General features: G+C 41.0%; 13 protein-coding genes. 1 reads left to right on the top strand and 12 read right to left on the bottom strand.

What is annotated here, in order from left to right; translation table 11 throughout:
* Positions 1 to 20 precede the first annotated feature (20 nt).
* The 9 genes from recO to rpoE all read right to left on the bottom strand — a co-directional run bounded on the left by recO (position 21) and on the right by rpoE (position 8,296).
* Positions 21 to 719 (bottom strand): DNA repair protein RecO, encoded by a 699-nt coding sequence (gene recO / locus Q0791_RS03150; protein WP_299002617.1) that lies wholly within the window; start codon positions 717 to 719, stop codon positions 21 to 23.
* A gap of 46 nt (positions 720 to 765) precedes the next feature.
* Positions 766 to 1,761: a GTPase Era gene (era, locus tag Q0791_RS03145; protein WP_299002616.1), complete on the bottom strand. Its 996-nt coding sequence runs from the start codon at positions 1,759 to 1,761 to the stop codon at positions 766 to 768.
* Positions 1,758 to 2,435 (bottom strand): ribonuclease III, encoded by a 678-nt coding sequence (gene rnc, locus Q0791_RS03140; protein ID WP_299002614.1) that lies wholly within the window; start codon positions 2,433 to 2,435, stop codon positions 1,758 to 1,760. The genes era and rnc overlap by 4 nt, the downstream gene beginning before the upstream one ends.
* Before the next feature lie 2 nt (positions 2,436 to 2,437).
* Positions 2,438 to 3,355 carry a signal peptidase I gene (gene lepB / locus Q0791_RS03135; protein ID WP_299002613.1) on the bottom strand — a complete coding sequence of 306 codons (918 nt, stop codon included), beginning with the start codon at positions 3,353 to 3,355 and terminating at the stop codon, positions 2,438 to 2,440.
* Positions 3,356 to 3,640: 285 nt separating this feature from the next.
* Positions 3,641 to 5,431: a translation elongation factor 4 gene (lepA, locus tag Q0791_RS03130; RefSeq protein ID WP_299002612.1), complete on the bottom strand. Its 1,791-nt coding sequence runs from the start codon at positions 5,429 to 5,431 to the stop codon at positions 3,641 to 3,643.
* A gap of 205 nt (positions 5,432 to 5,636) precedes the next feature.
* Positions 5,637 to 6,080, bottom strand: coding sequence for a SoxR reducing system RseC family protein (locus Q0791_RS03125; protein ID WP_299002610.1), 444 nt, complete (start codon positions 6,078 to 6,080; stop codon positions 5,637 to 5,639).
* Positions 6,081 to 6,090: 10 nt separating this feature from the next.
* Positions 6,091 to 7,029, bottom strand: a complete 939-nt coding sequence (locus tag Q0791_RS03120) for a MucB/RseB C-terminal domain-containing protein (RefSeq protein ID WP_299002710.1) — start codon at positions 7,027 to 7,029, stop codon at positions 6,091 to 6,093.
* A gap of 33 nt (positions 7,030 to 7,062) precedes the next feature.
* On the bottom strand, positions 7,063 to 7,692 hold the full coding sequence (locus Q0791_RS03115; protein ID WP_299002609.1) for an RseA family anti-sigma factor: 630 nt from the start codon (positions 7,690 to 7,692) through the stop codon (positions 7,063 to 7,065).
* A gap of 25 nt (positions 7,693 to 7,717) precedes the next feature.
* Complete coding sequence (gene rpoE, locus Q0791_RS03110) at positions 7,718 to 8,296, bottom strand: RNA polymerase sigma factor RpoE (RefSeq protein WP_299002607.1); 579 nt, start codon at positions 8,294 to 8,296, stop codon at positions 7,718 to 7,720.
* A 198-nt stretch (positions 8,297 to 8,494) separates the two neighbouring features.
* Here rpoE and nadB point away from each other — a divergent pair, with 198 nt between their 5' ends.
* Entirely contained in the window at positions 8,495 to 10,117 is a 1,623-nt protein-coding gene (gene nadB, locus Q0791_RS03105; protein WP_299002606.1) for an L-aspartate oxidase, read from the top strand.
* An 8-nt stretch (positions 10,118 to 10,125) separates the two neighbouring features.
* Here the strand turns inward: nadB and Q0791_RS03100 are convergent, their stop codons facing one another.
* The 3 genes from Q0791_RS03100 to nhaR all read right to left on the bottom strand — a co-directional run bounded on the left by Q0791_RS03100 (position 10,126) and on the right by nhaR (position 11,766).
* The gene (locus Q0791_RS03100) at positions 10,126 to 10,539 is read right to left on the bottom strand and encodes a protein YgfX (RefSeq protein ID WP_299002604.1); all 414 of its coding nucleotides are present in this window, start codon (positions 10,537 to 10,539) and stop codon (positions 10,126 to 10,128) included.
* On the bottom strand, positions 10,520 to 10,759 hold the full coding sequence (locus Q0791_RS03095) for a succinate dehydrogenase assembly factor 2 (RefSeq protein ID WP_299002709.1): 240 nt from the start codon (positions 10,757 to 10,759) through the stop codon (positions 10,520 to 10,522). Before Q0791_RS03095 ends, Q0791_RS03100 begins: the two co-directional genes overlap by 20 nt.
* 113 nt (positions 10,760 to 10,872) lie before the next feature.
* Positions 10,873 to 11,766 (bottom strand): transcriptional activator NhaR, encoded by an 894-nt coding sequence (nhaR, locus tag Q0791_RS03090; protein WP_299002603.1) that lies wholly within the window; start codon positions 11,764 to 11,766, stop codon positions 10,873 to 10,875.
* Positions 11,767 to 11,821 lie beyond the last annotated feature (55 nt).

Below are 11,821 nucleotides of genomic sequence, written 5' to 3'. Positions count from 1 at the left end.
AAATGACTGTGTCACACAGGCTATTGTGGCCTATTAGGTTGGCGCGGCTTAAACAACGCCCTTGCATACAATGGTTTATTGCCTAAAATACGTGCTAAAAGTTGCCGCATAAGCTTTTTTGCCGCCAATAAGTGACACTCTGATAACTGGCGATGAGCTAAAGCAGACAACATACTGCCTTGAAAGAATTTATGCTGCGTAAAGGCTGTTGGATACACAGGTATAAAGCCACTATCTGGCTGTAAGCGATAAAAGCCGTCACCATGAATAGGGTTGTCTAATGGATCTATCGTCAAAGAAGGCATAATACCTAACTCTTCCAATAAGGATAATTCAAAATAGCGTAAATCTTGCTCTTTAAACCCTAAAGCCAAAGACAGTAATGTCTGGTGATAATGAAGGAAGATCCCTTCAGCCTGGTGCTCAACAGTCAAACAACGCATCAATAGCTCATTAAGGTAAAGGCCAGTATACAAATCATTACCAACAAGTGGCACAGCTGGACTGGCGGCTTCTAATTGAGTTAAATTTTTAAGTGAACCTGCGCCTGAAAAAGCAAAGATCAAGGGCTGAAAAGGTTGAAGTATACTGCGAGTCGCATTTTTCTTACCACCTAAACGCGCAATAGCGTCGACACGCCCTTGATTATCAACCAATAAGTTGACAATAACGCGATTATCACGATAAGGGCGAGTGTGTAATACATATCCACGTAACATAAAATATTACCGCTTAACAATACCTACTCTTCACCCGTCATGCTGCTTATTCTTCTCCGTAGCCTAAACTTCTTAGCGCGCGCTCATCATCGGCCCAGCCAGACTTGACTTTAACCCAAATTTCTAAAAAGACTTTATTATCAAATAAAGTTTCCATATCAAGGCGTGCTTGAGTGGCAATCGTTCGAATACGTTCACCTTTTTTACCAATTACCATACGTTTTTGGCCACTACGCTCAACTAAAATAAGCGCATTAATTTGATAAACGCCATTCTCCATCATAGAAAATTGCTCAATTTCAACCGTCGCGTCATAGGGTAATTCATCGCCGAGAAAACGCATGAGTTTTTCTCGAACAATTTCAGATGCCATAAAACGCTGAGAACGATCTGTCACATAATCTTCAGGAAAATAATGAGGTGACTCAGGCAACACAGCTAAGGATAAATCTAATATGCGTTGAATATTGGTTCCTTGGGTCGCAGAAATAGGCAAAATCTCATCAAAAGGAAATTTCGTGGCCATTTGCTCTAAATAAGGAAATAAAGCTTCTTTATCTTTAATGTTATCAACTTTATTAATGGCTAATACAATTTTTCGGCCATCATCATTATGGTGTAATTTCTTTAACACCATCTCATCATCGGCCGTCCAATTCATGCCGTCAACCACAAAGACCACTAAGGCCACATCGGCTAAAGAGCTTGAAGCTGCACGATTCATTAAACGGTTAATGGCACGACGCTCTTCAATATGCAACCCGGGCGTATCAACAAACACCACTTGTTTAGGGCCTTCGGTATGGATCCCCATAATACGGTGACGAGTAGTTTGTGGCTTCTTAGAAGTAATACTGACTTTCTGCCCTAATATTTTATTCAGCAGCGTCGACTTGCCCACATTTGGCCGTCCTACAATCGCCACCATACCACAATAAGTCACATCATATTGGGCCTGTTGACTCGGTTGATTCATACGAGCAAGTAGCTCATCTAAGCTGGGGTCGACACTCCCTTGTGCTTCTTCTTTTTTGTCACTCATTTCTTGATTAACTCCAGCACTTGGGCCGCGGCAATTTGTTCTGCTTTACGTCGAGAACTGGCAACGCCAACAATCGGCTCACTCAGATCTTTCACCATGCATTCAACAGTAAATGTTTGATTGTGTGCTTCACCGACGGTTTTAACCACAGTATAAACAGGCAAAGGCTTCTTAAACCCTTGTAAGTGTTCTTGCAATAATGTCTTAGGATCTTTTTGATCCACAGGCTTTATCGTTTTTAAGCGGCTTTGATACCAAGTCAATACTAACTTTCGGCAGGGCTCAATCCCCTTATCAAGATAAACCGCACCAATAATGGCTTCTACGGCATCCGCTAAAATAGACTCTCGCCTAAAGCCACCACTTTTAAGCTCACCGGGGCCGAGTTTTAAATAATCCCCCAGCTTAAATTCCAGCGCAATCTCAGCCAACATTTTGCCACACACTAATGTGGCTCTCATGCGACTTAAATCACCTTCTTTCGCTTTTGGAAATTGATGATAAAGCGCATCAGAGATCACAATAGATAAGACTGAATCACCTAAAAACTCTAATCGTTCATTATGCTTACTTGCAGCGCTACGATGTGTTAACGCTTGCTCAAGCAAAGTCACATCAATAAATTCATAACCCAAAGTACGACAAAGTCTTGGGATATTTTTAATCGGTTCCATAGTTATTGAATTCCGCCTACACGGTTAAAGCGTACACCAGTTGGGATCCAAGTAGGTAAAAAGTCTGAAGGTTTACGGTCAAATTCAAAACTCATCCAAATCGCAACGGCTTTTCCAACCAAATTGGCCTCTGGTACAAAACCCCAATATCGACTGTCAGTACTATTATCTCGGTTGTCGCCCATCATAAAATAATGGCCTTGTGGAACAATAAACTCACCAACAGGTAAATTGGGCTGTCTAAAATAATAATTAATCATATCAGGTCTAGCTGGATTAATGAGGATATCATGGCTCACATCGCCTAACTGCTCTTTATAACGAATTAAAGGCGTACCATCTTGAAAAAACTCACCACTATTGATTTCAACCCGTTTCACTTGCTCAGCAGCTGGACAATCAATACGTCCTTGCATACAAGCCGGTTTTATATACAACTGTTTGTTTCGATATATAATGGTGTCACCGGGCAAGCCAATAACCCGCTTAATATAATCGATTTTAGGATTTTCAGGATATTTAAAGACAGCAACGTCACCCCGTTTTGGCTCTCCAGTTTCAATTAACTTCTTACGCCAAACAGGATCTTTTAATCCATAGCTAAACTTCTCAACTAAAATAAAATCCCCAACAAGCAATGTGGGCATCATCGAACCTGATGGAATTTGAAAAGGCTCATAAATAAAAGAACGTAATACCAAAACAAACGCAATAACGGGAAAGATAGAACGCGCTGTTTCGACAATAGAAGGCTCTCGAATGATTTTCGCCGCACTCTCTTCACTCAACTCCGCTGTCGCGGCTTGTGCCAACGCCAACTTTTCTCGACGTTTTGGAGCAAATAAACGTGCATCGACCAACCATATTAGGCCACTAAACAGCGTTACAAGAACTAAAATGAGAGAAAAATAAGCTGCCATAGTTAACGCACTCCTGCCACTTTTAAGTTAAGTCAATCACTATCAAAGCAATAGTAATCATTAATTATTCAATCAAAAATCAGCGACATACAATAGATATCGGTAATCAATGATTGCTCATCCTATTTTATACCATAACACACTGCTTTAAATTATTAATAAATCATCAATTAAAGCAAACTTATCCATTGAATAATGACACACATTCCTAGCGATAATGAATAAAAGCGCCGCATAAAACTGCGGCGCAACTGAGCTTACTCATCTCGATTCAGCAAGTTGTCATTAATCATTCAACTTAAGCGCAGCTAAAAAGGCCTCTTGTGGTACTTCAACGTTACCCACTTGCTTCATGCGCTTTTTACCTTCTTTCTGCTTTTGCAGTAATTTCTTCTTACGAGATACATCACCACCATAACATTTAGCGGTAACATCTTTACGTAACGCTTTAATGGAAGAGCGCGCGATAATTTGACTGCCGATGGCCGCCTGCACAGCAATATCAAACATTTGCCGTGGAATAAGTTCTTTCATTTTATTCACTAAGGCTAACCCACGATAACGTACGTTAGATTTATGAATAATCATTGCTAGCGCATCCACACGATCGCCGTTAATTAAAATATCCAGTCTAACCATATCCGCTTGCTCAAAACGTCTGAAATTATATTCTAAAGAAGCGTAACCGCGACTGGTTGATTTTAAGCGATCAAAGAAATCCATGACGACTTCAGCCATCGGCATATCATAGGTAATCGCCACTTGATTGCCGTGATACACCATATTGGTTTGTACGCCACGTTTTTCAACACATAAAGTGATCACATTACCTAAATAATCCTTAGGCACTAAGATATTTGTCTCTACAATAGGCTCGCGCATTTCTTCGATATTATTCACCGCGGGCAAATCAGACGGATTATCAACGTAGAGAACCTGACCATTGGTCCCAAGGATCTCATACACAACCGTTGGCGCTGTGGTAATTAAATCAAGATTATATTCTCGCTCTAATCGCTCTTGAATAATTTCCATGTGCAGCAAGCCGAGGAAACCAATTCGAAAACCAAAGCCTAACGCCGAAGAAGTCTCAGGCTCAAAGAAAAGTGATGCATCGTTTAAACTCAGCTTGTTTAACGCTTCACGAAAGCTTTCATAATCATCAGTCGAAACCGGGAATACACCCGCATAGACCTGCGGCTTGACTTTTTTAAAGCCAGGCAAAGGTAACTCAGCACCGTGTTTAGCCAGTGTCAATGTATCCCCAACTGGGGCGCCATGGATCTCTTTAATGCCAGCAATCACATAACCGACCTCACCCGTACTCAGCTCTTTGGTATCGGTTTGCTTAGGCGTAAAAATACCGACGCGATCAGCATTGTGTGTCTGACCTGTTGACATGACTTTAAATTTATCACCTTTACGCAATACACCATTTTTGATTCGAACTAAGGATACAACACCTAGATAGCTATCAAACCAAGAATCAATGATCAGTGCTTGAAGCGGTCCATCGGGATCCCCTTCTGGCGGTGGAATTTTAGAGACGATATCTTCTAATACCGCTTTGATGCCTAAGCCTGTTTTTGCAGAGCATCTCACCGCGTCAGCAGCTTCAATTCCCACAATATCTTCAATTTCATCAGCAACACGTTCAGGATCGGCCTGAGGTAAATCGATTTTATTCAAAACCGGTACCACATCAAGATCCATTTCTAATGCGGTATAACAGTTTGCCAGCGTTTGCGCTTCAACACCTTGACCTGCATCAACGACTAACAATGCGCCTTCACATGCCGCTAAAGAGCGAGAAACCTCATAAGAGAAATCAACATGACCTGGCGTATCAATAAAGTTTAATTGGTAAGTTTCACCGTCATCAGCTTTATAATCTAAAGTGACACTCTGTGCTTTAATAGTAATGCCACGCTCACGTTCCAGCTCCATTGAGTCTAGAACTTGCGCAGCCATTTCACGATCAGACAAACCTCCACAATCTTGAATAAGGCGGTCTGATAGAGTCGACTTGCCATGGTCGATATGGGCAATAATTGAAAAGTTTCTTATATGCTTCATTATGCTGGGATGACTAAACTCGAAGTTGAAAAGAATTCTAAAAGTGCGGAATTGTACCTTATCAAACAGACAATACCAATCTTGATTGGTAACATAATAACAAAAAAAACGAAAAAGGCCACCTATAAAAGCCCATAGAAATTAAATAACTCATTAATTTCAAACAGTTAATTAAATACAATAATAGATTCTAGGATCAAACGCTTTAATTAATTCGCTGTCCAATATGCGCTAAAATAACAGGCCGAGCCGCTTCCTCCATTCTCGATGCTTTTGCTCGAGCAAATCCCCAGGCCAAACTTGCTCCAAGGATGCCCAATATAAATGTAAATAAGTCTGAAAACGCAAAAATACGCGTCGCAAAAAACGCCCCCAGAAAAAAGCCAAGAATAGGAAACAAGTAAACTAAAGCCGCCGCTTTTAAAATCACACTTTCTGGTAAACCAATTTTTAACCACTCACCAACAGGGTAAGATTGATCACTGAGAATTGAAAACTCTTGTGACTTTGAAGAAAAAGCTTGAGAAACAGCAGAAGTTCCGCAAGACTCACTATTATCGCAATGATTACAGGCACTTTTGATCTTAACTTCCACTCTTATCCAGCCAGTTTCATCGCATGCAACCACCTTGGCCATTTCTTCCATCATAAGATAATCCTCAATGGGCACCAATAACAAGACTTTTCGCAATGCGCGTTAAGGTTTCACTGGGCACTTTACCCACAGCAACCACCTCACGATCCCCCACGACTACAGCCGACAACCCCAAACCATTACGCGTCACTAAACCTTCAGGCAAAGGACTTTCCCCCACTTTAGAAATATAAACTGATATATTGGCCAAACCGTCACTTAATGCTATGTATTCAACCGATTCATTATTACCTATCAATCGATGTTGATCATTTGTCTGTACCGTAAAACCTTGAGGTAACCAGCTAAAGTGCCATTGCTCTTTTTTAGAGCTAGAAGCTTGTACCACAACGGAAGGCCACTCTTGTTTCTTAGCTTCAATTAAAATAGCAGGCGCTTTATCTAACACTAATAACTCCACCACTAATAATTGCTCAAGTAGCTGTTTATCTTTAGTTAATAAATCGTATCGCAAAGGTAATGCGGTTTCTAGATCTAGCCAAACTTGATAACCGTATCGAAAATCATCTTTTGGAATTAAACGCACCAATTGACTTGGTCGTCCAGCCAGACGGCTGCGACCTCCTAGCACAAATTGATAGCCTGACTCTAATCTATCGATATTACTGGAAAAACCAACAGGCAGCACGCCAGGGATCCGCTTTGCATTTACGCTATAAGGTGCCTGTTGATATTCAATGAAACTCACTGTATCCCCAACTCTTACAGCACTTTGAGGTGGACCGTTGAGGTATTCAAGAAATGCCACTTCTTGGCTATCCACTTTTCCATGAATATAAACAAGGGGACTTATATGCTCAGCTTGAAGCTGAATAACGGAAACTTTGTATTCTTTCTCGTGTAAGGCCTGACTCATATTCTCTAGCCAAGCTTTCGCAGAAATGGCTTCTTGTGCCCAAACAGGACACGACAAAGCCAAAAGAGCCAACCCAAACACGCGCACGTTAACCCTATTAAAAATTGATGACATAAATATCTACTGATTCGGTAAGGCCTGAATTTGGCTATTGTCATCTATATTCATATCATTATTCAACCTTTGTTGTAATTGATGATCTTGAATATAGGCATTGATACGTAATCGTTGCTCAGCAAGCTGATCATTTTTAGCATTTGAAGCTGAATTCGATTGTACAGCACCCGTTTGCAAACTCACCGGCGACACACTACCCACTAATGGCCGAGTATTGAGCACAGATAAGGGACTCGTATCAACACTGGTGTCCTTGTTGTAATTATCAACACTGACCACTACCACTAAAGCCACACTCGCCGCAATAGCATATTGCCCAAATTGCTTAAATAAAGGAATGATTTTTGAGGATTGACTTTGCTTTGGCGCCACCTCAGATACTTTGCTCTCATGCTGTTGATTATTCGCATGAGTCATATTGTGACAAGGCTCCTGCTCAATGGCTTCGGCGATGTTCATCGATAGATCAATATTTAATGCTGTGGGTAATTCATTACGCATCGCATCACCTATGATTTGGTAATCTCGCCACTGCTCATGTAAGTCGAGATCATTAGCTAAATCAGCTAACGTCTTTTCATCGACTTCGCCATCAACGGCTGCAGACACCCATTCCTGACCTAATTTATCCATTTCTCTACCTGTATCAATTTAAATGCTATCGCTCCAGCAAAGGCTGTAGCTTTTTATCGATTGCTTCTCGAGCTCTAAAAATACGCGATCGTACTGTCCCCACTGGACAATCCATAACATTAGCAATATCTTCATAGCTCATTCCATCAAGCTCACGTAACGAAATAGCCATTTTCAATTCTTGTGGTAATGTCTCTAGCGTGTCAAAAACAACCTTCTGAATTTCATCTGACAATAATAAGCGCTCGGGAGAAGCAAACTCCTTTAACACATCACTACCGTCATAGTATTCAGCATCTTCAACATCGACATCATTGGCTGGCGCACGTCTTCCATGTGCAACCAAATGGTTTTTTGCAGTATTGACTGCTATTCGGTACAACCATGTATAAAAAGCACTTTCACCACGAAAGTTTGGCAGCGCTCGATAGGCTTTAATAAAAGCTTCTTGTACGATATCGGACACATCAGCCTGATTTCGTACATAACGAACAACCAAATTCGCCACCTTATTTTGGTATTTTAACACCAAAAGGTTAAAGGCATTTTTATCACCGCGCTGTACACGCTCAACTAATTGTTGATCACTTATTTGTCCACTCATTCGAGCCGACTACTCCTAAATCTGTACTGATCTCTCAGTCGCTCGAATTCATACATCTAGTATGTAGACTCACAAATGAAAAAAAAGTTCTAAAAAAATATTTAAATGATGAATAGACTCTACATGCAATCAGCCTGTATCCATAATATCCATCTTAGTTTACTATAACCAGACCCACAGAAGATACTATGATACCCGATGAAACAAGTAGTTGAACACCAATCTGACATTTTGGTTATTGGCAGCGGCGCAGCTGGCCTTACTTTAGCATTACACCTTGCTGAAAAGTCAAAGGTTATTTTACTTTCAAAAGGTCCTCTAAGTGAAGGATCCACTTATTATGCCCAAGGTGGCATCGCGTCAGTATTTGACGAAGACGATACCATTGAGTCCCATGTATCCGATACACTGATCGCAGGTGCCGGCCTTTGCGACCCCAGCGTGGTAAACTTTACAGCTGAAAATGCGCAATCTGCCATTCGCTGGCTCATTCAATGTGGAGTAGCCTTTGATAAAGAAGAAAACGAAGACGGTCACATTCCTGCTGACGCAGCTTATCATTTAACCCGTGAGGGTGGTCACAGCCACAGACGCATTTTACATGCTGCCGACGCTACAGGTAAAGAAGTCCAAGTGACTTTACAAGAATGTGTAAAAAAACACCCTAATATACGTGTTTTTGAAAAATACAACGCCATTGATCTTATCACCACACGCAAGTTGAATCGTCCAGGCAACCGTGTACAAGGCGCTTATGTTTGGAACAGACAAATAGAACAAGTTGAAACCATCAAAGCTCGCTTTGTTGCCCTTGCCACTGGTGGCAGTTCAAAAGTATACCAATATACGTCAAATCCAGATGTCGCGTCTGGTGATGGCATTGCAATGGCTTGGCGCGCTGGCTGCCGAGTCGCCAATATGGAATTTAATCAATTTCATCCCACTTGCCTCTATCATGCCGACGCACGTAATTTCTTGCTTACTGAAGCCTTACGAGGAGAAGGAGCCTATCTACGTCGGCCTGATGGCAGCCGTTTTATGCCTGATTTTGATGAACGCGCCGAATTAGCGCCTCGGGATATTGTTGCTCGAGCCATTGACTTTGAAATGAAAAGGCTCGGAGCGGACTGTGTCTATTTAGATATTACCCATAAACCGGCAGACTTTATCATTAAACACTTTCCCACCATTTATCAGCGATGTCTTGAACTGGGTATTAATATTACAAAAGATCCTATTCCAGTTGTGCCAGCAGCGCATTACACTTGTGGGGGGGTCATGGCCGACTTACACGGACAAACTGACATCAATGGACTCTATGCTATCGGCGAAGTGGCTTATACCGGTTTGCACGGTGCCAATCGCCTAGCAAGTAATTCCTTGTTAGAGTGTCTAGTCTTTGCTCGAGCAGCTAGCGAAGATATCGAAAACCAACTTAACAAGGTCCGTATGCCCAATGACATTCCCCCTTGGGATGATAGTCAAGTGTCAAATTCCGATGAAGAAGTCGTCATCGCACATAACTGGCATGAACTGAGACTCTTCATGTGGGATTATGTCGGTATTGTCCGTTCAGATAAACGTTTAGAAAGAGCATTAAGACGCTGCTTATTACTGCAACAAGAAATTGAAGAGTATTATCAACACTTTAGAGTATCCAATCACTTATTAGAACTCAGAAATTTAGTCCAAGTTGCCGAACTCATCATACGTTGTGCAATGGATAGAGAAGAAAGCCGAGGTTTACACTATAACATTGATCATCCGCAAAAATTGCCACATGCAGGCCCAACGGTTCTTCGTCCGGAATCAACAATATAAAAGCACTTTTATTGCTGGCATAATAACCGACACAAATGCCGATAATTTGTGTCGGTTAACATATCGCTCCAAACAACCATCATTTTACTTTTATTGTCATTGACACACTGATAGTAAAAGACCACAACAAAAGCACTAATAAACGCTTTTTTTACCAGTATAAATCCTTGCCCATTTGAAAAAGAGCCGGAGCCCGACGTCGATAAACGAAACTCACATTGCCAATGACTTAAGCGCCATCCCTGCCAAATAAAAAAGACTGTCAGTGCGCTCAACAAGCCTATTTTAATCCATAAAATAATGCTGCTATTGCTTTGAGGCCAAAACAAAAAAGAGGAAAGAAAAACCAGATACGATATGACCAGAGTTAAACGCTGGTCAAAAGAGGATGTGAGTGAAAAACTAAGGTGCTGATCGGCCACGCACTTTTACTATCATGTCAGCAAGTTCGGGAACTTCGCAAGTTTTATGCCCCATAAACCAAGCAAATAACTCAGGATCTTCACACTCCAACAATCGAACAAAAGTTAATTTATCTTCATTACTCAGTTGTTCATAATGCTTTTCTACAAATGGCTGAAACAACACATCCAGCTCTAACATACCTCTACGGCACGCCCACCTTACTCTTGCGATCTTCATTGGCTCAGACAAGCTCTTGCTCCTCGAATAGGTTCATCGTCCACACATGCTTTAATCACTAGTTTATCAGTCCTTGGCGCTCAGTGTCGACATCCCTTTCCCCCTTATCCTACTCACTCAGTCTTAGGAGAAAAAAATGCGGTAAAATCCATCTCAAGTAAACGCTTTACTGCTGGATGCTGGATCATGCGTTCAGCAAACATCATATGATAATACTCTTTTACTTCAGTAGTTTCCCCAAGTAAATACATACCACGTTTCATCACTGATTGTTTATAAATACTGGGCGCAACAAAAATACCTTGTTCTGAAAAGCCAAACGCACTCATCATGGCTGAATCATCAAACTCACCTAATACCTTGATTTTAAGTAATTTTTCATCAAACCAATGCACTAGCTGCTGCCCTAACGAAGTATGCCTGCCTGGAATAAGCAACTTTTCTTCTTCAAGACATAAAGGAAAAGCATTTGAAAGTGGCTTATGCGAAAAAAAAGCCACGCCACTCTCCCCTAATTTTTTTGATAAAATTTCAGGATATTTAAGTGAGCCGCCAGCACAATCAGACAAAATAATATCCAATTTATGATCGCGCAATCTCGCCATTAAGTCATCATGGGTCGATTCAAAACAAGCCAAGTGCAAACTATCGTCATCTGACATCACAGATAATAAAATATCACCGACTAACTCCTTGGATAATACATCAGCAATCCCCACTTCAAAGAGTGTTTTTTTATCTTTCTGATAATTAATAATATCAAGCATTTCATAGCTTAAGCTAAACATTTTATCAGCATAACGATAAACCAACTTACCCAATTCTGTTGGCGCTAACTGTCTCCCTTCACGAATAAACAGCCGACCATTTAAACGCGCTTCAAGTACCTTAATTTGCCCCGTAATGGTTTGTGGCGTCAGGCATAATGTTTCAGCCGCTTTGGCAACAGAACCTTTCTTTTGGATCATCCAAAAATAATACAGATGGTTATAATTCAAATTAATCATTCAGTTTACATCTCTATTTCACTGAGGTTCTGTCAATGACAATACGTTAATTATG

The sequence above is a fragment of the uncultured Shewanella sp. genome (assembly GCF_947495455.1).
Classification (GTDB): domain Bacteria; phylum Pseudomonadota; class Gammaproteobacteria; order Enterobacterales; family Shewanellaceae; genus Shewanella.
Note: the sequence above shows the minus strand (reverse complement) of the source record. Positions and strands in the feature narration are given on the sequence as shown.

Bases quoted from the DNA above. Each gene is read 5' to 3' on its own strand.
- nhaR (WP_299002603.1), bottom strand. From the start codon at position 11,766: ATGATTAATTTGAATTATAACCATCTGTATTATTTTTGGATGATCCAA.
- Q0791_RS03095 (WP_299002709.1), bottom strand. From the start codon at position 10,759: ATGAAGATCGCAAGAGTAAGGTGGGCGTGCCGTAGAGGTATGTTAGAG.
- recO (WP_299002617.1), bottom strand. From the start codon at position 719: ATGTTACGTGGATATGTATTACACACTCGCCCTTATCGTGATAATCGC.
- lepB (WP_299002613.1), bottom strand. From the start codon at position 3,355: ATGGCAGCTTATTTTTCTCTCATTTTAGTTCTTGTAACGCTGTTTAGT.
- Q0791_RS03115 (WP_299002609.1), bottom strand. From the start codon at position 7,692: ATGGATAAATTAGGTCAGGAATGGGTGTCTGCAGCCGTTGATGGCGAA.
- era (WP_299002616.1), bottom strand. From the start codon at position 1,761: ATGAGTGACAAAAAAGAAGAAGCACAAGGGAGTGTCGACCCCAGCTTA.
- rnc (WP_299002614.1), bottom strand. From the start codon at position 2,435: ATGGAACCGATTAAAAATATCCCAAGACTTTGTCGTACTTTGGGTTAT.
- nadB (WP_299002606.1), top strand. From the start codon at position 8,495: ATGAAACAAGTAGTTGAACACCAATCTGACATTTTGGTTATTGGCAGC.
- rpoE (WP_299002607.1), bottom strand. From the start codon at position 8,296: ATGAGTGGACAAATAAGTGATCAACAATTAGTTGAGCGTGTACAGCGC.
- lepA (WP_299002612.1), bottom strand. From the start codon at position 5,431: ATGAAGCATATAAGAAACTTTTCAATTATTGCCCATATCGACCATGGC.
- Q0791_RS03125 (WP_299002610.1), bottom strand. From the start codon at position 6,080: ATGATGGAAGAAATGGCCAAGGTGGTTGCATGCGATGAAACTGGCTGG.